The sequence below is a fragment of the Streptomyces sp. NPDC001709 genome, from assembly GCF_053596375.1.
The window spans coordinates 99,477-120,042 of sequence record NZ_JBSFGB010000030.1 but is presented as its reverse complement, the minus strand read 5'-3'; the positions used below and the strand labels follow the sequence as shown (position 1 = coordinate 120,042).

Here is a 20,566-nt window from a genome sequence, read left to right as displayed (position 1 = left end):
CATAGAAAGCCGACCCCGGGGCCGCCGGGCACACTCCGGACAACAAAGCGGCCGGGGGGGCGCCCCACCGCCCCCCCCCCGACGAGCCGTGGCCGTACTGCGACGAGCCGCACAACAGCAGGGCGGCACCGGTGGTCCACTCACCCACCGGATGACATCCGGCTCCACCGCCGCGTCCGCGCCGCAGAGGCCGAGCGGCTGCACCTCGACCCCGAGGCACCCAAGTGGACCCCCGAGGAGCTGGAGACCTTGGAGCGGATCAGGGCTGGCCGCCCGTGGTTCGACGGCCCGATCCCCCTCCTCCCCGTCACCCAGCTCTATGCCCGCGACATTCCATTCCCCTGCCCGCCCGACGCGGACCTCGTGTTCGGCGAGTGACCCGCACGGCCGAGTCACCGCATCCAGTTGTCGACCTACCAGTCGCCGTCACGCCCCTCTCATGCGGTCCTGACCGATGCGGCACAATCGCAGTCAACTGGGCAGGCAACGGTGAGGGTGGGAACGTGGGGCGTTTTGGCTCGCGAAGCCGACGTAAGGGCATACCGAACGAGCCGGCGCTACTGGCTGCGGCTGCTGAGAATCCCGGTGGCAGCGTCGCCGAGATCGACCCGACGTACATCGACGACCCGAACGGCTACGTACCTCCCGAGGCAATCCGCGGCGCGTGGCTGGTGGATAGCAACGGCAAGCTGACAGGTGAGTACCAGGAGAATCCCCGTCACGGGGTGCCACAGGACGACTTCAGCAAGCTCACTGATCCTGATCACTGGCTTGGCTGGCTCGGCGATGATCCCGCGACCGCCGTCCGGAAGGGCATCGAAGCGTCCTTGCGCGCCCAGGTGGCAGACGCAGTGGTCGAGTGGGTCAAGATCCTTGAAACGCCCCGGTTTCTCACGGGTGGACGTCGGCATCCTGAAGACGAACAGGTCATGTTGGTCACCCGCGCGGCACTCGCCGCGCCGTTCGCGTTGTCCGTGCGCACCACACAGCACGGGCGTTCCATCCTCCTGGGGGTGTTCTCCTGGGCGGCGGTGAACCTCTCACCGCCCGAAGTCCGCAAGGATCGGCACTGGTTTGACCTGGACGTCGGGCTGGACTGGGCCGGTGAACGGCTTCAAGGACGGATCTACGAGATTGACGGTGAGGACGGCACCGCCGAGCGGTAGAGCGGCAACGCCACGCCGTACCGGCGGCCGGAGCGGATACATGACGCCGTAAGCGCCCTTGACGGGGAGGAGCGGTCCGAACCCTCAACTGGCGGGCGAATCCGGCCCTTCCGTTCACCGCGCAAATGGCGTTCGCACGCCGATCGCCGGCGATGACGCGTCGGCCCCGGGGCCCGGCGGGAGCCAGAGTGCGGGCCGGAGGTTCAGCGGGCCTGGGTGACAGTGACGGTAACGTCCCGACAGCTGCTCAGGACTTCAGCGAGCGCTGTCTGCTCGGCGGCATCGACGCTCAAGCCCCAGCGGGTCTTGTCCGTCACCCAGTCGGTGACATAGGTGCAGCGGTAGCCGGCGGCCGGCGGTAGCCACATGGACGGGTCCTGGTCCGCCTTGGACCGGTTCGACGCGGCCGACACACGATCAGCACCCGGTCGTCGCCCAGATCGTTGGCGTAGGCCTCGCGCTCCTTGGCCGTCCACGCGAAGGCGCCGGAGTCCCAGGCCTCGCGGCCAGCGGGACCAGGAGGTCGATGTCTATATGAAGGACGTCCTGAACCGCACTGCCTGCTGACGGACGGGTTCTGTTCCGGCCGTTGCCGGAGCGGGTCCTCGCGGTACTGCTTCTTGCGCATGTGTGCGAGACGGGGGGCTGCATGTCGGCAGAGGGCGTGGGCGCGTTAGTGGCGGCACTCGCGGTGTGTCTCAACACGTGGTCGATGCTCTATCTGGCCAGGCAGACGAAGGCGGCCGCGCGGCAGACGCAGGTGGCCGTCAAGCAGGCGAAGGTGAGCAATGTCGTGGCGGCTGTGTCGGTGAACGACACGGTACTTGGATCCCTGCGCGAGGTGCATATCCTCACGCTGGGGCGGGAGGGTATGCGGGAGTACTTCTACGGCGGTAAGCCGCTCCCCGGGGCCGGCCCCGAGCGTGAGGCCGTCATCACCCTCGCGGAACTTCTCGCCGACGTGATGAGCAGCGGAGTACACGTACACGAGCGGGTCCCCGAGAGCGGCAGCGCCAGCCCGTGGGGGGACTACTGCCGCCACACCGTTGAGAACAGCCCCGCCCTACGCCATCTGCTGCGAGCGCATCCCACGTGGTGGCCGCACCTGCTGTCGGTACTGGCCAACTCTCTCCTGCGCACCGACGACCCGGCCCACGTGCCCGCACCCGGCAGCCGTCGGGCAGATGCTTGAGCGTCCGGCGCGGGCTTGTCGCACCGAGCGTCTCGTCATCTGGCTGTCCCCGCTCGGGAAGCCGGGGTGATCGGGCGGTGACCGACCGCCGCCCGCTGGGCACCGGACCGCCCCGCCCCACCGCCGATCCCGGCCCTGGGCCGAGTTCACCCTGGTGGACTTGAGAACGATCACCCCACCGGACTGCTCGGTGGGGTCTGGATGGCGGTGGTGGTCACCACCGCCAGAGTGTTCGCCGTTGCTCTCGCTGACGTCACTGTCACATCAGTCGTTTGCATTCGTGGAACGGTCGCCGCGACCGTTCCACGATCCCAGGTTGTACGCGGCCGGAGGGCCTACGGCGCCATCGTGCTAATGGACACCGGGCAGTGCGTCGAGAAGGTCGGCTTGTGCGGCGCGGATGCCCTGAGAGAGAGCCTCGGGCCGGTGCCAAGGGTGCGGCGAGCGGTCACGGCGATCATCGGACGGGTGGCCTCGGACTGAGAGGGTGTCTCACGTGGCAAGTTTCGCGAGCTTCTTGTAGCAGGTCAGGGCGGCGGCCATGGCCAGGCCTCGGCTCTGGCAGTCGTCGCGGACCGCATACGGGATCTTGAGACCACGAGCAGCCCATGGCAGGCTCATGCCGCATGATCGATGAATTCGCGAAAGACAACCTGCACGGGAGACTGCGGCGGGACCGCAAGGCGCTGCTCTGCAAACTCGACGGCTTGTCCGAATACGACGCCCGCCGACCTTTGACAGCGACCGGGACCAACCTCCTCGGCTTGATCAAGCACGTGGCCACCGTCGAGGCCAGGTATTTCGGCGAGGTCTTCGACCGCCCTTCCCCCGAACCGCTGCCCCGATGGCAGGACTACAACGGCAGCGATCTGTGGGCGACCGAGGACGAGACCCGTGATCAGATCATCGGGTTCTACCAGCGCACGTGGGAACACTCGGACGCGACGATCAACGAGCTTCCCCTCGACGCCCCCGGCCACGTGCCGTGGTGGCCGGAGCCTTATCCCAACACGAACCTGTTCGCCGTCATGGTCCATGTCCTCGGCGAATCCATCCGGCATGCCGGGCACGCCGATATCCTGCGCGAGGGCCTCGACGGCCGGACCGGGGTGCGCGCCGAACACGAACAGCAGATCGACGAGGAAGCCCGTGCAGCCTACTGCGCGAAGATCGAGCAGGCCGCCAGGTCGGCCGCACCAATCAAGGCATAGCTTGTGCCTTATGGTCTGGCCTGGTTGCCTTCGGTGATCGTCTCGGGTCGTTTGATGGTCTTGCCCACGTCGTAGCGGGTGGCGGGGTGTCGGTTCTTGGAGCTAAGGGGCCTGCCGGGACCTGGCCGGTTCGGTTTGGGTGCACGGGCTGGGCAAGGCATGTGGGGGCGCAGGTTCCTGAACCCGCGGCGGACGCGGGCGGGGGTGAGTCGACCGGGTTCTGCATGCCGTTCCCAGGGCCGACGGAGGTCCTCGGCGAAGGGCCGGGCGAGGCGGAGTTGAGTGTGGGCGGCGATGATCAGCCAGGTCCATCGGTCCGCTGCCGCGGGCGTGCGGAGTTTCGGACGGGTCCAGTCGAGCGTCTGCTTGATCATTCTGAAGGTGTGCTCCAGGTCGAACCGGCGGAGGAACGCCTGCCAGCGCAGATCGTCGTCTTCGCCGCTCAGGCCGGTGGCGGACGACCAGAGCCAGAGTGGCAGCGGGTCCCCGCCGGCGGGCAAGCGGTCGACTTCCAAGAGGATCTGGGTGCCTTCGATCGCCGGCAGAGGGCCGGTGTGGTCGATCCACGCGGACCGAGTGGTCAGCCTGGGGTGGATGCGGTCCCAGGCCAGCGCCCGCGCAGTCCCGTAGCGGTCCGTGACCTGCACCGTCGCGGCATCCGAATCACCCCATGTCTCCGGGCGGGCAAAGCGAAACTGCTTGCCGTGCTTCGGCGGCCATCCACCCTCCGGCGGCGAGATCCAGGGAACCGGGACCGGCTTGCGCATCACGCGGTCCGTGCGCATTGCTCGAGAACCTCCACTGGCAGCCCTTTCAGCAGGTGCGCCATGCGTGGAGCGTGGTAGCCGGCGTCGAAGACGATCAGAGCCGGTGGGTGATGTCCACCGCCAGGACCAAGCGCCCGTCGGCAGCCTGCGGCATGGGCAACCCGGCTAACACTTGTCGCAGTCGCGGCACGTCGACGTTCCCGTTGTTCAACGCGTCGTACATCGCGCCGTGTCCGCGCCGATGTCCGGCCACCAATGTCAGGTCCACCGGCGTAGTCACCGACCCGTCCGCACACAGCAACGCGTCGGCCAGCTCAAACAGTTCGTCCTCGCGGGCGGTAAGGCAGTCGAAGAAGTCGTCTCGGAAGCATGACGCTTCGGCGAACACTTCCCCCGGGGACATCGAGGTGCGGCAGACTCATCCCCACGGCCCTCGTTCTGGTTCGGTGCATTCCTTGGTCGGAGCCCAGAGTCGGACGGAGGCCGCCCACACGTCTGGTGAACTTCCGCGTGAGGGAGTCAGTTCGACGGACAATTCGGCACTACGGAGCTCGGTCGCTCAGGCAACCCGCCTGAAGTCGTGACTGAAGGGAGCGGTGGTGAACGGGACGTGGTGGCTCACACAAGGCGACACCGGATCGGCGAGCTACGGCAGTACGAAATTGAGCGACACCGCCCGCGTGCGCTGCTGACCTCAACGAAGCCGACGACCATAAAGCACAAGCTGAGAACCGGTCTTTGAACTGCCCAGTGATCCCACGAACGCTTCAGCGAACCGGAATCGCGGACTCGCACAACACCGTGATCGACTGCTGAAATCCGTTCACCTGTAACGGCCTGCCGGATCGATTCGGTAGGCCGTTACGGGTTTCGGTCGCACAGATGAAAGTGAGACAGTTGAGCATGCATGTTCATTTTGAAGCCGTAGACCCGGAGAAAATGATCAGGTTCTGGGGCAGTATTCCGGGTTTTGGTGCGTACAGCGTCGGCGAAGCGGAATCTCCGGCTGTGCTGCCGGTCGTCACCGTCCTTGTCGGAACGGTCGCCGAGCAGGTTCAGACGCTGATCGCCAAGGGCGCTTCTCTGGTCGAACTCCATGAACCCGTGGAAGCCCTGATGACGGATCCGGAAGGCAACAGGTTCAGGGTGGTACTCGACCCCGATCACGAAGCATGACGTTCTCCAGCGTGGAAGCGGCCCGGCGTACGGCACTCGCCCGTCAAGGGCGCCGGGTGGACTCCGGTGTGGGGCGCCTTCAACGTCACCGACGCCGAGGCGCTGGACTCAACTCCCGTTCAATCCAGCTACCCAGGCTGCTGCAACAGCCTCCACGGCGCGAGGCTTCGCCCAGCCCGGTGGACGGGATGGACGGGACGTCGGGTGAGTCGGTGCGTCATGAGCGTGATCGCCGGCGAGGGCGAGCATCGCCTCGGAGTGCTCGGGCAGTGCCCAGTCAACGAGCGTGCCGGCATAGGCAAAGTCGGCAGACGATGGTGATCTCGGGGTGCATCAGCCCCAGCCGGAACAGACCGCGCGCCACCGTTGCTGGCACCATGGCCAGGGCGGCGGTGCGGGAGCCGACGCCGCGGGTGACCTCTGCCCGGGGTGCAGGTCGAGCTGACAGTCGATGTGGCGGAGCAGGTCGGATCAGAGGAAGGAGAACAGCTCGACGGCAAGGGCCAGAGCCGGCCTGAAGACCAGGAGTCCTTGTCCCGGCAACCACGTCTCACTGGTGGCCAACGCCGGTGACCGCAGCGACCGTGTTTGGGCCTTGTCAGTCGAGGCCGCCGTTCTCCTCGATGTGCCTGACGAAGGCAGCGGTGATCCGGGGACGCATGGCGTCGGGGACGAGAGTACGCTCGAGGCCTTCCTCGATCCCCCACTCCGTATTGAACATGACCGGGACGTCAGCAGGTGCCACGTTGTTCCGGAGCCACAACGCGAAGCGCGCCGCCAAGTGGGCGTTGCAATCCAGTACGGACACGCCCTCGGGCTCCAGGCTGGCCAGGCCTTCGAGGTCCTCGGCATCGAGAGTGATTCCGAAGATCATCGACGCCCCGCGGACCGGTCCGTCTCCCCCGTCATCGACACGGATGAACGTGTCTGGATTACGCTCGCGCAGCCGTGCTTCCAGCACCTCGAAGGTCAGCCCCCAGCGGTGTCCGTGAGGAGGGGTGAAAACGAACATGGTACGCAGTTCCGCGACCTTTTCCGGTTCCATAGCGGTACTTCCTGTGCGTGCGGGTGGCGGTGGTCAGGGGACGTAGCGGGCGTGGCCTTTGACGCCGTAGGCAGCCATCATGATGCGCCAATACGGGACGGACTCCTGGTTGCTGGTGATCGTCTCGATGCCACGGATCTCCTTGTTACGCGGGTCATTGAGCGCGGCAGCGTACTTTCGCAGTTCCTGACGGTCATTGTCGTAGAGGAAGTCCCTGTCGTTGGTCGCATGGTTCTTGTGGAGGTCTTCCAGCGAGCGGTAGCACGGCTGGTTCGGCTTGTTCACGTATTTTGCGTCGACGGCCATCCCGTCGACGTTGCGGAACCCGTCCACCATCAGCGGCATGGTCACTCGGGACCGAGAGCTGTCCAGTGCGTGAGGGATCTTGCCGAGCGAGGTGATGCGCGTGTCCCCGGCTATGAGGTCATGCAGGCCGCCGTCGTGGCCGTCACCCCCGAAGCGTGGCTGTTCTCAGGGCCACAGGAAGTCACCGTCGAGTCCGCTGTTCTCCATGGGAAGTCACTGTTTGGCGGTTTCGACGTGGTCGGCGTAGGCGTCGCAGGCGTTGGCGAGCATCGTGCAGGCGGTTGGGAGGTTCGCCAGGAGAGTGTCGCGATCGCCCACTTCGCCGGGCGGTGGTGTCTTGCCGACGAACTTCTCGAAGAAGCACTCCACCGTGTCAGCCGTATGGCCGGCCTGATCGAGGGGGGCCGACGTCCACGCGTCGCGGGAGTCCCCGTAGGCGTCGTGGAGGATCTTGGCCGCGCTGCGCCAGGTGTTGGCGACGGCCCGCAGTTTGTGCGGCTGTCCGAGGAATCGCTCGTTGAACAGGTACTGATCGATGCCGCTGGTCTCGCCGACGACGTTCGGCAGGTCCTCGGCGTTGTGGCTGGCGCGAGGACTGCAATCGGGGCCGGCCGGCTGAGCATCGATCCCGGGCGTGATGGGGCTCTGTTCCAAGAGCGTGGCTGCGACCTTGTCGCCGTGCTTGAGGAGTTCCTCGGATGCGCTGAGCAGGGCGCCCGCGCCGTTGGCCATCACCTGGTGGGCGAAGCCCGACTGGTCGAAGACCGTCTTCACGGCCTCGGTATACACCTTGACAAAGGCTCTGCCGGCCGCGCCGTCGCCCGCCGTACCTCCATGGGCACTCAGCTCGGTGAACAGCAGGCGACGAAGTTCTCTGTCCGATGGCGCAGATCCACCGTTCCCCCGTGCCCTGTCCGACGCCCGTGACACCGTTGGCTACGACTCGGCCAAGTCCCGCGCCCTGCTTGGTGAGCGCGGCCTGCACGGCACGGATCGCCCGCAAGGGGACCAGGGCGCCGGTCCAGGCCACCCAGCGGTGGCATGTCGAGCGCACCCACGCCTGGCAGAACGCCTTCCACCGGCTCGCGCGCTGCTACGAACGGCGGATCAGTGTCATCGAAGGCTTCTTCGACCTTGCCGACGCGATCATCACCGCTCGTAGCCTGATCCACTGAGCCTGGACCACCCATCGCTGGGAGGGAGGTCCCCTCCGCCGACCATGAACGACCGCGTGCCTTCCCCCGAAGTGTGGATCGCGCCGCTGAATGGCCCTCAGCGCAATCCGCTCCGCTTGGTCTCCCTTCAAACCAGGCCCGGGACGGCTTACTTCCCCTGGTTGTCTGCCAGGAAGTCGGTGATCCAGTGGTTCAACTGCTCGGGCACGGCGGTGGGCATAGCGAAGTGGGTGAGCTCGGCGAGGATCTCGATCCGGGCGTCCGGTACGGCCTTGCGGGCGCGGGCTGCGACGTTCGCGGCGTCGTGGGTGCCACTGCGGCCGGCGAGAAGGAGCAGGAGCGGGACGCTCAGTTCCGTGGGGTCCGGGCGGCGGCCGACGACCAGTTTCCGGTTCGAGAAGCCCGAGACCGCCAAGGCATAGAGCCGCTTCCAACCCAGGTCGGTGTCGGTCCCTGCGGTTTCGCGGTCCAGGAAGGCCCGCGCACGGGCTTCCGTCGGGCGCAACAGCATCGGCAGCGAGCGCAGAAGGAAACCCAGGCGGTAGTTGGCGAAGCACTGGGTCGGGTCGAGCAGTACCAGCCGATCGACCCGCCGTGCGGCGTGCAGGGCGTAGGCCAGGGCGATCCAGCCGCCGTAGGAGTGGCCCAGCAGGTGTGTGCGGGACACGGTGAGGCCGTCGAGCAGTGCGTCCAACCAGGCCATGAGGTCGGTGGTTGTGCGCAGCGGGCGCCCGCCGGGGACGCTGCGTCCGGCATCGCCGAGGATGTCGACGGCCAGCACCCGGTGCTGCGTGCCGAGTGCCGGGGCATTGGCGAACCAGACCGCGCCGGTGGAGCCGCCGCCGTGCAGAAGGAGGACTGGGGTGGCGTCAGCGGGGCCGTAGGCGTGGACGCGGGTGGTGCCGTACGGGGTGGGAACGTCGATCTCGGTGGTACCGGTGGGCCAGCGGGCGAGGAGTGCGTCGTAGGCGGCGAAGAAATCTTGGGATGAGGACACGGTGAACCCCCAGGGAATCGTCTCGTTGACCAAGTGTCTCGCTCAGCGAGATACTAGCCCGGTGAGTGATGACACCAACCCCGCGATGCGGCTGGTCCACCTATTGCGCGCGGTAACCGTGGAATTCGACCTGCGCGGCGCCGAGTTCGCGGCGCGAAACGGCCTGCACACGACTGATCTGCGGGCTCTGATCCATCTGCTTGACGCCGACCGGGCGGGCACCGACGTCACCCCAAGCCGACTCGGTGCGGCGCTACGGCTCAACTCGGCTGGCACCACTGCCCTGCTCGACCGGCTGGAGCGCCTGGGGCTCGTCCGGCGTAGGCGCGATGAAAACGACCGACGACGGGTCGTGCTGACGGTGGAACAGAAAGCCATGGAGCTGGGCCGGTCCTTCTTCGGCCCGCTCATCGCCAACCTGGTCGCGGCAGCCGAGGACTTCACCCCGGCCGAACTGGACATCGCTCACCGCTACCTGACCGCTGCCCTCCAAGCAGCCGCTCCCGGCCACGACGCGTCGACGGGTACCGCCACCGCCGGGATGTCGCCAACACGGCAACCGTTCCCACAGCGGTTCGGTCAGCCATGATGCCAGCGCGGGCACAGGATCTCCTGCGGTCACAGAGCGTCGCCACTCCACGATCATTGCCTGTTCCAATCCGTCAGCCAGGCCCGCCAGCCACCTATCTGCGCGACCTCCAAGTGCCTCGGATGAGCATCTATGCTGGCCCACAGCAGCCGACAACGTCCGTACCGCACTCCTCAATCGGCATGAGCGCAAGTTGCAGTTGCTGGAGGCGGCGAAGCAGGAACGGTTGGCCATCGAAGCGGCGCGCAAGCCGGAGCCAGTGTGCGGATGCACGCACCATCTCGCCAAGCACGACAAGCAGGGCCAGTGCCACGAACGTGTCGAAGTGCCAACGGCCTGGGATGAGAACAAGAAGCCGCTGCGCTACAAGGCTGGTCAGTGCAACTGCCAGCAGTATGTGGGACCGCAACCTCTGTCGCACGTGTTCGCGGAAGACCTGACTGACCTCGCCTGACGGATGCGCAGGGAGGGCGTTTCCCGACTGCGGCTGATTGTGGTACCGGGAGACAATACGGGCCGCGGTTATGTCGCGGGTGCGGTGGTCCGCTGATGCCGTGGGCGAAGGCGACGGCAGCGTTCTGTTCGTCGGCTTGCCGCTCGCAGCACTGGCGCCGGCTGCGGCGCCAGCACCTCTCGCCGCCCGCTGCAGGGGACAGGTCGGTTACGGCTGGTTCGCAGGGGCCGTCCCCAGTTCTTCCCGCAGTGTTCGCTGGACGTAGGCCATGGCCTCTTGAGCGTCCGGATCGGCAAAACGGCTGGCCAACTCGTCAGGGGCGACGTCCTCTACCCGCTCGTGCAACCACCACAGATGTCCCTGGGGGTCTCGCACACGGGCAACGCGCTCGCCGAAGGCGAGCAGGGTCGGGTGGGTCACCACACGGGCGCCGGCCGCGATGGCCAGATCCACAGTCGCACGGACGTCATCGACATAGACACGTAGGTGAGACGGGGTCGATGGCCAGCCGGGTTTGGCATCGAAGAGCATGATGACGCTCTCGCCGATCTCGACCTCGACATGACCGATATCACCGTCGGGATCGAGCATTCGGGAGCCGGGGGTCTCGGCCGCTCCGAACGCCGACTTCAAGAAATGCACTTCTGCATCACTGTCGCGGCTGATCACCCAGGCGTTGACTCGTGCGTAGCGCGACGGAACCGGAACCTGTGGCTGGGATGTCATGCGATGGATCATGTCAGCAGCCGTCCTCGCCCGCTAGGCGCCGCCGCAGCTAGTCCTGTAAAGGCCCCTCCCAACGCAGGCGGCTGAGTACGATCCGATAGAGGGCGGCGGCGCTTGCCTGACGATCGCAGCCTCGGTTGGACCTGCGGCGCTGGGTCTTGCCAGAGGATGCCTCGACCGGAGGGCGTCTCATCGTGTCCCCTTCCGTTTCCGTGCCGTCGTCACGCGCCACCGCACCCCCGCCAGAGTCGGCAGGCTCCGTTCCGGCACCGATCGGCCAATGGGGAGCGGGACATGAACCAGTTCCAGGGTCAGCCGCACGGGTAGGGAGAACCCCCTGCCAAGTGGGGTGTTAGTCGCAATGTGCCGAGTGCGCCGGGAACGGCAGAGTCCAGCCATGAACTTTTCTCGGTTCGACGGAAGATCAGCCAAGCACGCCGCCCTCGCCCTGGTGTGTGCCGTGACCGTACTGGCGGCGGCCGGGTGTGACGACGACAGTCAGCGTTCCTCCCCGCCTGCTCACCAGCATCCCGCAGCGCGCGGTTCGGTGGTCTCCGTGACCCCCGTGGTGGACCTGGACGCCAAGGGCGTCACAGCCCGCCTGGCCAAGGCGGGTATCGATACAACACAGGTGCGCTACGGCGTGCGGGCCAACCGAATCGTGTACCGCACCGTCGATTTCAAGGGCAAACCCAGCACGGCCAGCGAGTTGGTCGCGATGCCGAAGAACGACGAACGCAGCCTTCGAGTTGTGTCCTGGCTGCACGGCACCGAGGTGTACCGAGGAGCAGTGGCCTCAGTAAACGACGAATCACCCGACCGGGCCACGGCTTTGCTGTTCGCCTCCACCGGGCGCGCGGTATCTGCCCCGGACTACCTCGGCCTCGGAAAAGGCCCCGGAATCCATCCGTACGGGAACCCGAAGGCGACCGTTACGGCTTCAGTGGACGCGTTGCGGGCGGCTCGCGCGTTCGCCCGCAGGGACGGTCGCGGCCTCGACCGGCGCGTGCTCATCAGCGGGTTCTCCCAGGGCGGCCCCGCCACGATGCTGTTCGGGAGGGCCCTCCAGCAGGGCGTAGACCCGTACTTCCGTCCTGGCGCCCTCGCTCCGATCGCCGGCCCGTTCGATCTGAGCGGTTTCGAGGCCGCCGCGGCAGACGACAGGGTCGAACGGTCCTCGCTGTACCTCGCCTATTTCGCAACCGCGTGGAACCGGATGTACGGCCTGTACGGCGCCCCGAACCAGGCGTTCCGAGCCCCATACGACAAGGCCGTGGAGACGCTGTTCGACGGCGACCACGAGGCCTCGCAGCTCGCGGCCGCACTGCCCAAAACCTCGAAGCAACTGTTCACCGAAGACTTCCTTCAGAAGGTGCGCTACCCCACGGGGAATCTTCGACGCGAACTGAAGGTGATGGACACCACGTGTGACTGGCGTCCCGACGTCCCGGTGCACCTCTTTCACGCCAAGGGCGACAAGGACGTCTCCTTTACGAACGCCGTGCACTGCCAGCGCCAGCTGATTGCCAACGGAGCCGACCAACGGCTCAGTGACGTAGGGGAGTACGACCACAGTACGACGGTCCTCAAGGCCCTGCCACAGGTGGTGCGCGAGTTCGACACCGTCCGCTGAGGAACCCACGGTCGCACGGCGGCTCAATCCGAGACCAAACAGACCTTCGACGTCCTGCGCCGCTTCTCCCAGGAGAACAACATCAAACTGCGCGAGGTCGCCCGCAGGGTGATCGAACAAGGCACCTGTAACACCCGGGCGCCGCTTCACGAGCGGCTCAGGCAGGGCTGCCCGCCGCCCGGCGGCCGGCGTGCATCCACCACCACTGGGACCACACCAGGGGTGCGCGCCCGGGAGGTGGAGGAGATCGTCGCTCAGGAGTCAGGCGCGGCGCTGCTTGCCGCGGAGGCGTCCCCACGCCTGAACCCACACGGGGAACTTCGCCTCGGGGATCTGGCAGCCGACCAAGTACGCCTGGAGGGTGCGTACCGAGCCCGGCAGCGACTTGCGCCGGGAGATCCTCTCTGTCGTGCTGCGGGAGAGAGGGGCGTAGTCCCGTGTCTCCATGTACCGGCGATCAGCCCGTCGGGGCCTGTGCTTGCCGCGCAGCGCGAGGAGCACAGGCCTTTGCCGTGTCTGGCGACGCCTGTCAGGCCGCCCAGGTCGCGGGCGCGCCTTCGTCGGGGTTGGGGATACCGGCGGCGGTCGTCGGTGCGGCGGTGTGTCGCATCGCGGTGACCGGGACGGCGCCGGGCTCGGTGCTGGGTGCCCAGACCATGCGCCAGGTGTCGTCCCCCGCCCATTGTGGTCACCATGCGGCAGCGCGGACTCGAGGCTGGCTGCATGTTCTCTTGCTCGCAGGGAACCGAACCACGCACTCACCGCGCGAGATCAGCGGCCTCGGTTGCGCTGCTCCCACTGATGAGTACCAACCCAAGTGGCGTGCAGGTGTGCCAAACGGCTTGGCCTTCGCGTTGGCTGACAATCAAGCCGGCATGCCGAAGCGCCTTGGCGTGCTCGGAGGCGGAGGACTTGCTGATGCGGAGGTCACGTGCCACCTCGGTGGTGGTGCGTTGCCGGGTGAGCAGAGTGAGGATGGCGGCCCGGGTGCGCCCCAGGAGGACGGCCACCGGATCGTTGGTCGTGGGTTCCTCCAGCAACGTCAGCGGAGTTACCGCGCGGTAGACCAGCAGCGCAGGACGACCGGGGTAGTCGCCGATCAGAGGCCGGCCGGCCCAGGACGCCGAAGGCAGCAGGGTGATGCCGCGCCCGGCCAGGTGGATCTCACGGTTTTCGGGGGAGTCGATCTCCAGGACGGCTCCGCGCCAGCGGATTCCGGAGGTCAGACCGGCCAGCATCGCGCGGATCCCGTGCCGTGCGAGAACCTGGGCGCGCCACGCCTGCTCCGCGTCGAACCCGGAGGTGATTCGGTCCCAGGCGGGGGCCAGGAGACCGTTGTACCCGGCGCGTACCGCGTCTTGAAGTAACTGCCAGGCATCTTGGTCCTGTTCGGCGAGGTGGATTTTCCACGGAGTTTGCGGGCGACCGGCGGCGCATACACGTTGCAGTTCGGCGCGCACGAACGCGGTGGGGCTCGACCGGACCTGGTCCAGCCCGTCATCGAGTCCCCGGCTGAGGGGGTCAAGGAACAGCGGTCCCTTCCCCGTCGGAGGTACGAGTTCCAGAAGAGGGCGTGCGGTGCGAGGGAGAGTCCGGAGCGTTCGTTGCTGCCATCGGGAGAAGACCGGGTCGATGCCCTGTTGTTGCAGCATGGCGGTGGCAAGGACCAGTTCTATCAGCGGTGCCGGAGCCGGCGCCAAGGTGACCTGCAGCAGGTCCTCCAGCGTGAAGTGCACGCAAAGCATCGAACTCCCCTGTGTCAGCTGACGTCAGCCTGCGCCGGAGCTGCGCTGTTCGGGCAGGACCGAATCCTTTGCGGCGCTCCGGACGGACTGCCGACCATGGAGTTGTACGGAGCTTGCCGAGTCTCGACTACCAGAGGCCGGAGAAAGAAGGCGTGAATCGGACGCCGTCCCTGAGAAGCCTTTAGGCCACAGCGGCCTCAGACAGTGGTCGGAGCCAAGTCGGCGCCTGCGGGGAGTTAGGACGGCGATGGGTGATCGATCCGCTAGGCGGCATCGATGGCTTGGGCCGGCTCCATCGGCCTGACAGCAACACGGCACTTCGCAAATCTGGTCGGGTCGGGCACACCGTCGAACGACAGGAAGCAGAGGAAGCATCATGAACGGCACGCGTATCCGCAAGGTGGCGGCGACCGCCGTAGGTACCGCATTGCTTCTCACCGGCATGACCGGTGCGCTCGCCACTCAGGCCTCGGCCTCGCCGAGTGCCTCGTACATCGGTGACGGCTACCCCAACAACATTCATGGGGTCTGGTGCGTTCAGCACCTGGTCAACGACGTGGCGTATTCGAAGGGCAAGGGTCGGCCGTTGCCGGAAGAGCACCTCTGGGGGCCCCAGACGAAGAAGTGGGTCGAGTGGTACCAGGGAGTTTCGGGTCACGGTCTGAGCCAGGACGGCATCGTGGGCAAGGGCACCGGCGGCTGGCTGCTGCTCGACGGGGACAGCTACTACGGCGGTTACAACTACTGCTACGACTTCGTCCCTTCGTACTTCTGACCGGTCGGCGGCCGTCGTAACCCTGATGTCCCGTGGAACGGGGGACGGGACATCGTTGTCGGCAAGCCACCAGGCTGCGAAGGTGGACTTTTGAGGTATGCCTCGGGGATCTCCTTCGCCTCCAGCGGGTGCCCATGTGTCCTGATTCGTCCCGCATCGACCACGGTGGCTGGCTCTGTTCAGAAGCGGCTCCAGTCGTCTGTGTCCCAGTAGCCGTCGTGGCGGACGCAGCCGCCGTCGGCGACGACCAGTCCCTCGCCGGTACGTCGGCCGGGACTCAGCGATAGCGCGACGCCGTGGTCGTCGGTGGTGTGGATCTCTACCAGGCCGGTCGCTTTGCCGGTGACCGGGTCAGTCTCCGGCTGCGTCGTCACCTTCCATCCCCGCTGGGACCACCACCTGCGAAGGTCGGCGACCGCCGCGCGATACCCGGCGTCGCCCTCCTTGAAATCCGGGGCCCAGGAGACGGACGGCTGGTCCCGGTGGGTGTCAGCCCGGTCCACACCGAGATCGTCCACGCAGGATGCGCTGGCCCTGGACTTTCCCAGGATCACGGAGTCCGGATCCGAGCCCAGGAAGCGAACCGTGTCCTCGCCGGCGACCTGCGTGTCGCGTACATGCTCCAGAAACTGCGCCTCGGAACGGACTGGACCACCCACCTCGGCGGTGCAGCCCACGAGCAGGGACATCGCAACAGGCCCGGCTACGGACAGCCCCAGGACCCTGAACCGGCGGCGGAAAGCGGACGCCGCGGGAGCGGCGGAAGGAGTCGGCATCATGAAGCCATCCGAACACCGCCACCCAGGCCGACGACACCGTCGCCCTACTCAGTCTCGTACTCAGAAGAGCCAGAGTGCCCGGAAAGTCCTCATCGCCTCTCTGAGGCTCTGAGCATCTATCTGACGAACGGTACCCACTCGGGCGCTCAGTCACAGCACTGGAGGACGCACGGCGAAGGCTCGTTCCGCCACGAGGGGTGACGGAACGAGCCTTCGTATGCCGTAGGGGTCCGGCTGTCCCCTCTGCCCAGAAAGTTGGTGCATCAGCGGCCCCCTACGGCATCGCCCTGGGTGAGCGCCGGAAGCCGGGCCGGCGAACTTCACCGAGTACGGGGAGCACCGTTTGCGGCTGGCGACAAGGTTCTCTTGCCGGCATCCCGAAGTGGTGCTCGGCCTGAGAATGCCGGGGTGGACTCAACGACGTTACTCGGCCTTGTAGGCATGGGCGGGACACTCCTTGGCGCGACCACAAGCACCCGGAACAGCGTCACTGAGCCGGGATCGGCTGGGTGAGGTTCAACGGGTTGCCGTCGGGGTCCTGGATGTGGGCGACGCGCTGTCCCCACGGCATGTCGTTGGGGCCGCCGCGGACCGAGCCGCCCAGCGCCGTTACCCGGCCGAGCGTCTCGTCGACGTCGTCGACACCGATGCTGAGCAGGATCCGCGGTGCCGCCCCGGTCCCCGGGTCCGTCTTGGCCACCAGCCCCAGGTCGGTGTCGCCGATGCGCAAGCCGAGGTAGAAGACCGGGCCTTCCTCCGGCACCCGGAAGATCTCCTCGGCGCCGAACAATTTCGTATAGAAGCCGAGCAGGACGTCGTGGTCGGCAGTCAAGATCACTGGCTGGATGGTGGACATGGCACTCCTGTCGAGAACGGTCGTGTCGCTGGGTAGACCGTTCGAGGACGGTGAACTCATCGGCAAAACCGCCCTGCCAGACGATCTACACCACAGACTGCCGCCCACGACCAGCACGAGCACCCCGAAGCGGGGTCACGCCACCCCGCTGACCAGCCACTTCAATATGGCGGAGCTTCAATGAGAATTCCAACTCGCCCTGATGATCGGAAACCCACTGATACGCCGCCTGAACTTCCCTGACCACCCCGGCATCACGCAGCCGGACCAGGGCGACGTCACCGGCACGCGCCCCGGTCTCAATGCCCCGCCAGCAGCGGTCTTGCTACCACAAAACCGTGGGCACCAGACCTTGCCGGTCCGACAACTCGTAGCTGTCAGCGATGAGTCTCATGCGCCGGGCTGTCTCTCCGACGTCAGCCACGGCAGGACCCAGACCGAGGTACTGCCAGCAGACATGAGCGATGTCATGGATCCGGGCGCCCGGCGCCGCAAGGTCCCAGCCGCAAGGTCCCAGTCGATGAACGCCGTCGGCCGTAGCGAGCCGCTGACCGGCCGATAGACCGTGTTCATGGGCGACAGGTCGTTGTGACACACCACCTCGTGGTCTCCAGCCAACGCGGTGCCGGCCGTCAGGTCGTGGAACTCGCGCAAGAGCCGGGCGACCGCCACCAGGCTCTCGTCCGACGACACAGCAGCAGGTTGTCGCGACTCCCACGCGACATGGCCATCGAGGTAACTGACGAATTCTCAATAACTTGCCACTTGCAGCCGGTGTCGACGAGGTAGCGGATCGCGTCCAGCATCGCCGGGTGGCAGTACGCCTCCGGCTGCCCGCCCGGCCGCCCTGCAACCAGCCCGGCACCGGTCGAGTCCACCCGATCGAGATCCCCGTTGGACAACACACGTCGAGATCGGAACGGCAATAGCCACGTCTTCATAATCGCTTGGGTGGGCGAGGTCCCCTTGCCATACTGGTGCGATGTGCTTTCGAGGGTCGACTCCGAACCGGCATTACGTCTGCCTCCCCTGCCGTTCCTCGTTCAAGAAGCGCGGCACGTGGGCGAGCCGATGCCCGCGCTGCGGTGGAGAGTTGATCGACGCGGGCCAGGACCTCGCCGTGCCGAAGCGGCGCGACACGGCTAGCTGGCGGACGTTGACCGCCCTGCTGAACGCCGGTGTCACGTTCCACTCGGGCTGCTGTGACGGGCCCGGATGGCGGCCTCGTACACCGCGCGAAGTGCGCGAGCGACTGGCCGCCGCGGCTGGTACGGGCGTGCCGCTGGACGTGGCATTGACGACGGTCGACACTAACGAGCTTCGTTCCAAGCGCACCATGCGTTGAGCCGGCGTTACTTGACCCGTCCCGTACCAAGGCAGCGAGCGCCCGAATGAGACTCCCGCTCGGCCGCCACACTTCAAGATCGGAAAGGCAGCAGCTTCTAAACCGCCGTAGGACGAGACGCGTTCGCTGGCGATGATTGAGGAGCCAGAGAAGGAACAGTGCCGCGCGGCCGCCGAGATGGCACAGATAGCCTGCCTGAATGAAGCGGATTCAGCGGGCCGCCGGCGCGGTCATCGGCTCAGCTGTGGGTGACGCCCTGGGCGGCCCCTTCGAGTTCGGCGCCCCGGGCGCGTTCTCTGCGCGGTTTCCTGTGCCTGGTGCCGGCGGCGAGATGAGCGGAGGCGGCGGCTGGGACCCGGGCGAGGCCACCGACGATACACAGATGGCCGTCCTGGTCGCGGAGTCCCTGCTGGAGCGGGGCGGACTGGATCTTCCGGACATCTTCGCCCGCTTCCAGCGGTGGGCGGCATCGGAACCCAAGGACATCGGCTTGCAGACCGAAGACGTCCTAACCAGCGGCATGCCCTGGGACCTCGCCGCCGCGATCCATTTCCAGCTCAACCAGCGAGCTGCTGGAAACGGTTCCCTGATGCGGGCATCGACATCCGCGGTCCACTTCGCTCACGCCGGCCGAGAAGCCACCATGGAAGCGGCCCGCCGCATCGCTGCCCTCACCCACGGTGACCGCGCGGCCTGGGAAGGCACCGCGATCTTCCACGAACTCATCCGCGTCACCTTCGAAGACGCCGACCCCCTCACTGCGCTCCCGGACATCCTGGCTCGTGTCCATTCCGACCACCGCGCGCGCTACGCCACAGTCCTCGCTCCCGGCTGGCACCCTGATCAGGCGACTGAGTTCAACGGGGCCGTCTGGCCCTGCCTGGGCTCTGCCGTCTGGGCCCTGCGCACCACCACCAGCTTCGAGGACGCGCTACGCGCGGCGATCGACCTTGGCGGTGACACGGACACCGTCGCCGCGGTGACCGGAGGCCTCGCGGGGGCGTACTACGGACTGGGTGCGATCCCCGCCCGCTGGACCCGGCCGCTCCATGTCCCCCTCCCAGGGTTCGACGGACGGGTGCTGTACCTGGAAGATCTGCTCCACCTTGCCCACCGCCTCGCAGGCTGAAGCGGACCATCCTCCAGCCGTAGGGGCGGGCCCTCAGGCGTCGCCGTTCTGACCGGCAAGGTCAGCCCCGCGTGCTCGGCTGACCGCGCGGAGCGGCTTTTCATCAGAGACGACGTCCCGCGCGAGGCATCCAGAGTCACTGCGAGCGGACCGTGACAGGCTTGGTCCGCCACGGCCGCGCTCGGCGCCGCACCTTGGGGCCTCTCTCGTCCGGACCTTCTCCAGGATCTGTGGCATGAGCATCTCCCGAGTTGGCGCTCACCATCACCTCCGGCATCGTCGTGATCGCCCGTGAAGTCTGGACGTCCGGGCGCCAGGGCAGTCGTGACCGCTCTGCAGCAGCCGCATCGCGGTCGACTGCCGCACCCAGCGAGCCCGACTGAGGGCCTGGCGCATCCCGTGGTCAGCGCCGCGGAGCTCTCCGCGGCGCATGCGGAACAGGTAGAGGCAGCAGGCGGCGGTGGCGTTTCCAGCGCCGACGCCTCAGCCACGACGGCGAGCGGATGCCGCTCCACGTGGGGCCGGCCTCCTCACTCCAGCCGATCGGCGCGGCCTGACCCCGCTGTTCTGGTCCCCCGTACGCCCGTACGGGGAGGTGAACCTCGCCATGGACGCCCGCCCGAACCTCGCCACGTGGCCGGGCTCGGTAGCCACTGCGCGGTGACTGTTGCCCCACCAATTGCAATCGGTGTGACCTTGACCTGGGCAGATCAAGGCCACACCGACGTAGTGCCCCAGCGGCAGGCGGATTGACCTCGACGGTCCACCCTTCCCACACCGGGCGCTCAGCTACTCGCCTCAGGACGGGGCGACCCAGCTTCCGCAGGTGGCCGTCGGGGCGGACCAGTCCTGACCGCCGTACCAGTGCAGCGTGCCCCACGCGACGCAGCCGTTTTGGTTCCACTGGGCGCCCGCACGCCAGGCGTCCGGGTTCGGGATGCCGTGGTTGAGACCGCCGGCGTAGTCGTCCTTGTCTCCGCTCGCGTGGAACAGATACGGCGTGGAGTACACGCCGCCATAGGGCGAGCTCACGACAAGCGTGATCGTGTCACCACGGTTGGCAGCCTGGTACGGCCCGTACCACTGGAAGTGCGCCCACACGGTGCCATCGCAGGTGTTGTACTGCTGCTCGACCTGGCCCGCGTAATTGCCGTTCCAGCCGTAGACGTTGCCGGGCTGCCCGATGTTGATGGGGCTCCAGCAGGCGGGCCGGATCGTGGTCGGCTTGCTCGCGTGCAGCTGCGGGCCGGGGCGCGCTGTGGCGCCGGCGGTACCGGCACCGGCCAAGGCACTCCCGACGTTGTAGACGGTTGCACTTGCGGGCGTGGCGGCGGCGAGGCCAGCGGTGGCAAGCCCCGCGGCGATGACTCCGGTTGCCAGTTTTCGGGCGAGGTTCATGTGTTCCCCCTGACGTTTGTGCGTCAACTGACTGTGGTGATCCTCCGGCGAACGGTCATACCGGAGGACGATGTTGACGAGGCGTTAGCTGGAGCGCCCCGG

21 protein-coding genes and 6 pseudogenes are annotated in these 20,566 nt (G+C 67.0%); 11 read left to right on the top strand and 16 right to left on the bottom strand.

The features are described from left to right. Nucleotides 1-503 precede the first annotated feature (503 nt). On the top strand, nucleotides 504-1,166 hold the full coding sequence (locus ACWC0C_RS34800) for a hypothetical protein (RefSeq protein WP_450868166.1): 663 nt from the start codon (nucleotides 504-506) through the stop codon (nucleotides 1,164-1,166). 203 nt (nucleotides 1,167-1,369) lie between these two features. Here the strand turns inward: ACWC0C_RS34800 and ACWC0C_RS34795 are convergent. Beyond that, nucleotides 1,370-1,700 (bottom strand): annotated as a pseudogene (locus ACWC0C_RS34795) (HNH endonuclease family protein); the annotation flags it as partial. Between the two features lie 115 nt (nucleotides 1,701-1,815). Here ACWC0C_RS34795 and ACWC0C_RS34790 point away from each other — a divergent pair. Continuing rightward, nucleotides 1,816-2,358, top strand: coding sequence for a hypothetical protein (locus tag ACWC0C_RS34790; RefSeq protein ID WP_450868164.1), 543 nt, complete (start codon nucleotides 1,816-1,818; stop codon nucleotides 2,356-2,358). A 492-nt stretch (nucleotides 2,359-2,850) separates the two neighbouring features. On the opposite strand, the gene ACWC0C_RS34785 is transcribed toward ACWC0C_RS34790, so the two are convergent. Further along, nucleotides 2,851-2,979, bottom strand: a complete 129-nt coding sequence (locus tag ACWC0C_RS34785; protein ID WP_450868163.1) for a hypothetical protein — start codon at nucleotides 2,977-2,979, stop codon at nucleotides 2,851-2,853. A 5-nt stretch (nucleotides 2,980-2,984) separates the two neighbouring features. Here ACWC0C_RS34785 and ACWC0C_RS34780 point away from each other — a divergent pair, with 5 nt between their 5' ends. Then, complete coding sequence (locus tag ACWC0C_RS34780) at nucleotides 2,985-3,569, top strand: DinB family protein (protein ID WP_450868161.1); 585 nt, start codon at nucleotides 2,985-2,987, stop codon at nucleotides 3,567-3,569. 8 nt (nucleotides 3,570-3,577) lie between these two features. Here the strand turns inward: ACWC0C_RS34780 and ACWC0C_RS34775 are convergent. After that, a pseudogene (locus ACWC0C_RS34775) lies at nucleotides 3,578-4,739 on the bottom strand (transposase). 500 nt (nucleotides 4,740-5,239) lie between these two features. Between ACWC0C_RS34775 and ACWC0C_RS34770 the strand changes: the two are divergent. Further along, nucleotides 5,240-5,512 (top strand): VOC family protein, encoded by a 273-nt coding sequence (locus ACWC0C_RS34770; RefSeq protein ID WP_450868171.1) that lies wholly within the window; start codon nucleotides 5,240-5,242, stop codon nucleotides 5,510-5,512. Nucleotides 5,513-6,110: 598 nt separating this feature from the next. On the opposite strand, the gene ACWC0C_RS34765 is transcribed toward ACWC0C_RS34770, so the two are convergent. The 3 genes from ACWC0C_RS34765 to ACWC0C_RS34755 form a co-directional block, all read right to left on the bottom strand. Then, nucleotides 6,111-6,557, bottom strand: a complete 447-nt coding sequence (locus tag ACWC0C_RS34765; protein WP_450868159.1) for a hypothetical protein — start codon at nucleotides 6,555-6,557, stop codon at nucleotides 6,111-6,113. A 33-nt stretch (nucleotides 6,558-6,590) separates the two neighbouring features. After that, nucleotides 6,591-6,893 carry a restriction endonuclease fold toxin-2 domain-containing protein gene (locus ACWC0C_RS34760; protein ID WP_450868157.1) on the bottom strand — a complete coding sequence of 101 codons (303 nt, stop codon included), beginning with the start codon at nucleotides 6,891-6,893 and terminating at the stop codon, nucleotides 6,591-6,593. A gap of 183 nt (nucleotides 6,894-7,076) precedes the next feature. Continuing rightward, entirely contained in the window at nucleotides 7,077-7,637 is a 561-nt protein-coding gene (locus ACWC0C_RS34755) for a WXG100-like domain-containing protein (RefSeq protein WP_450868155.1), read from the bottom strand. Between the two features lie 160 nt (nucleotides 7,638-7,797). On the opposite strand from ACWC0C_RS34755, the pseudogene ACWC0C_RS34750 reads away from it, so the two are divergent. Next, nucleotides 7,798-8,038, top strand: a pseudogene (locus tag ACWC0C_RS34750) (IS5/IS1182 family transposase); the annotation flags it as partial. A gap of 148 nt (nucleotides 8,039-8,186) precedes the next feature. Here ACWC0C_RS34750 and ACWC0C_RS34745 read toward each other — a convergent pair. Continuing rightward, nucleotides 8,187-9,035 carry an alpha/beta fold hydrolase gene (locus ACWC0C_RS34745; protein ID WP_450868154.1) on the bottom strand — a complete coding sequence of 283 codons (849 nt, stop codon included), beginning with the start codon at nucleotides 9,033-9,035 and terminating at the stop codon, nucleotides 8,187-8,189. 85 nt (nucleotides 9,036-9,120) lie between these two features. On the opposite strand from ACWC0C_RS34745, the gene ACWC0C_RS34740 reads away from it, so the two are divergent. After that, nucleotides 9,121-9,624: a MarR family winged helix-turn-helix transcriptional regulator gene (locus tag ACWC0C_RS34740; RefSeq protein WP_450868153.1), complete on the top strand. Its 504-nt coding sequence runs from the start codon at nucleotides 9,121-9,123 to the stop codon at nucleotides 9,622-9,624. 148 nt (nucleotides 9,625-9,772) lie between these two features. Continuing rightward, nucleotides 9,773-10,078, top strand: a pseudogene (locus ACWC0C_RS34735) (hypothetical protein); the annotation flags it as partial. Nucleotides 10,079-10,285: 207 nt separating this feature from the next. Here ACWC0C_RS34735 and ACWC0C_RS34730 read toward each other — a convergent pair. Beyond that, on the bottom strand, nucleotides 10,286-10,804 hold the full coding sequence (locus ACWC0C_RS34730; RefSeq protein ID WP_450868151.1) for a VOC family protein: 519 nt from the start codon (nucleotides 10,802-10,804) through the stop codon (nucleotides 10,286-10,288). 52 nt (nucleotides 10,805-10,856) lie between these two features. Next, a pseudogene (locus ACWC0C_RS34725) lies at nucleotides 10,857-10,985 on the bottom strand (IS110 family transposase); the annotation flags it as partial. A gap of 387 nt (nucleotides 10,986-11,372) precedes the next feature. Between ACWC0C_RS34725 and ACWC0C_RS34720 the strand changes: the two are divergent. Together ACWC0C_RS34720 and ACWC0C_RS34715 are read left to right on the top strand one after the other, a co-directional pair. Then, the gene (locus ACWC0C_RS34720; RefSeq protein WP_450868149.1) at nucleotides 11,373-12,437 is read left to right on the top strand and encodes a hypothetical protein; all 1,065 of its coding nucleotides are present in this window, start codon (nucleotides 11,373-11,375) and stop codon (nucleotides 12,435-12,437) included. Between the two features lie 36 nt (nucleotides 12,438-12,473). Next, nucleotides 12,474-12,560: pseudogene (locus ACWC0C_RS34715) on the top strand (ANTAR domain-containing protein); the annotation flags it as partial. Nucleotides 12,561-12,698: 138 nt separating this feature from the next. Here ACWC0C_RS34715 and ACWC0C_RS34710 read toward each other — a convergent pair. The 3 genes from ACWC0C_RS34710 to ACWC0C_RS34700 all read right to left on the bottom strand — a co-directional run bounded on the left by ACWC0C_RS34710 (nucleotide 12,699) and on the right by ACWC0C_RS34700 (nucleotide 14,173). After that, nucleotides 12,699-12,884: a hypothetical protein gene (locus ACWC0C_RS34710; protein WP_450868147.1), complete on the bottom strand. Its 186-nt coding sequence runs from the start codon at nucleotides 12,882-12,884 to the stop codon at nucleotides 12,699-12,701. Nucleotides 12,885-12,966: 82 nt separating this feature from the next. Then, nucleotides 12,967-13,095 (bottom strand): hypothetical protein, encoded by a 129-nt coding sequence (locus ACWC0C_RS34705; RefSeq protein ID WP_450868146.1) that lies wholly within the window; start codon nucleotides 13,093-13,095, stop codon nucleotides 12,967-12,969. 100 nt (nucleotides 13,096-13,195) lie between these two features. Further along, on the bottom strand, nucleotides 13,196-14,173 hold the full coding sequence (locus ACWC0C_RS34700) for a helix-turn-helix domain-containing protein (RefSeq protein WP_450868144.1): 978 nt from the start codon (nucleotides 14,171-14,173) through the stop codon (nucleotides 13,196-13,198). Nucleotides 14,174-14,558: 385 nt separating this feature from the next. Here ACWC0C_RS34700 and ACWC0C_RS34695 point away from each other — a divergent pair, with 385 nt between their 5' ends. Next, the gene (locus ACWC0C_RS34695) at nucleotides 14,559-14,957 is read left to right on the top strand and encodes a peptidoglycan-binding domain-containing protein (RefSeq protein WP_450868143.1); all 399 of its coding nucleotides are present in this window, start codon (nucleotides 14,559-14,561) and stop codon (nucleotides 14,955-14,957) included. 179 nt (nucleotides 14,958-15,136) lie between these two features. Here the strand turns inward: ACWC0C_RS34695 and ACWC0C_RS34690 are convergent, their stop codons facing one another. The 3 genes from ACWC0C_RS34690 to ACWC0C_RS34680 all read right to left on the bottom strand — a co-directional run bounded on the left by ACWC0C_RS34690 (nucleotide 15,137) and on the right by ACWC0C_RS34680 (nucleotide 17,285). Next, nucleotides 15,137-15,646, bottom strand: coding sequence for a hypothetical protein (locus ACWC0C_RS34690; protein ID WP_450868141.1), 510 nt, complete (start codon nucleotides 15,644-15,646; stop codon nucleotides 15,137-15,139). Nucleotides 15,647-16,223: 577 nt separating this feature from the next. After that, complete coding sequence (locus ACWC0C_RS34685; protein ID WP_449199920.1) at nucleotides 16,224-16,592, bottom strand: VOC family protein; 369 nt, start codon at nucleotides 16,590-16,592, stop codon at nucleotides 16,224-16,226. 390 nt (nucleotides 16,593-16,982) lie between these two features. After that, nucleotides 16,983-17,285 carry a hypothetical protein gene (locus ACWC0C_RS34680; RefSeq protein WP_450868140.1) on the bottom strand — a complete coding sequence of 101 codons (303 nt, stop codon included), beginning with the start codon at nucleotides 17,283-17,285 and terminating at the stop codon, nucleotides 16,983-16,985. An 851-nt stretch (nucleotides 17,286-18,136) separates the two neighbouring features. On the opposite strand from ACWC0C_RS34680, the gene ACWC0C_RS34675 reads away from it, so the two are divergent. Then, nucleotides 18,137-19,066, top strand: coding sequence for an ADP-ribosylglycohydrolase family protein (locus ACWC0C_RS34675; RefSeq protein WP_450868139.1), 930 nt, complete (start codon nucleotides 18,137-18,139; stop codon nucleotides 19,064-19,066). A 798-nt stretch (nucleotides 19,067-19,864) separates the two neighbouring features. Here ACWC0C_RS34675 and ACWC0C_RS34670 read toward each other — a convergent pair. Further along, nucleotides 19,865-20,464: a hypothetical protein gene (locus ACWC0C_RS34670; RefSeq protein WP_450868137.1), complete on the bottom strand. Its 600-nt coding sequence runs from the start codon at nucleotides 20,462-20,464 to the stop codon at nucleotides 19,865-19,867. Between the last annotated feature and the right edge of the window lie 102 nt (nucleotides 20,465-20,566).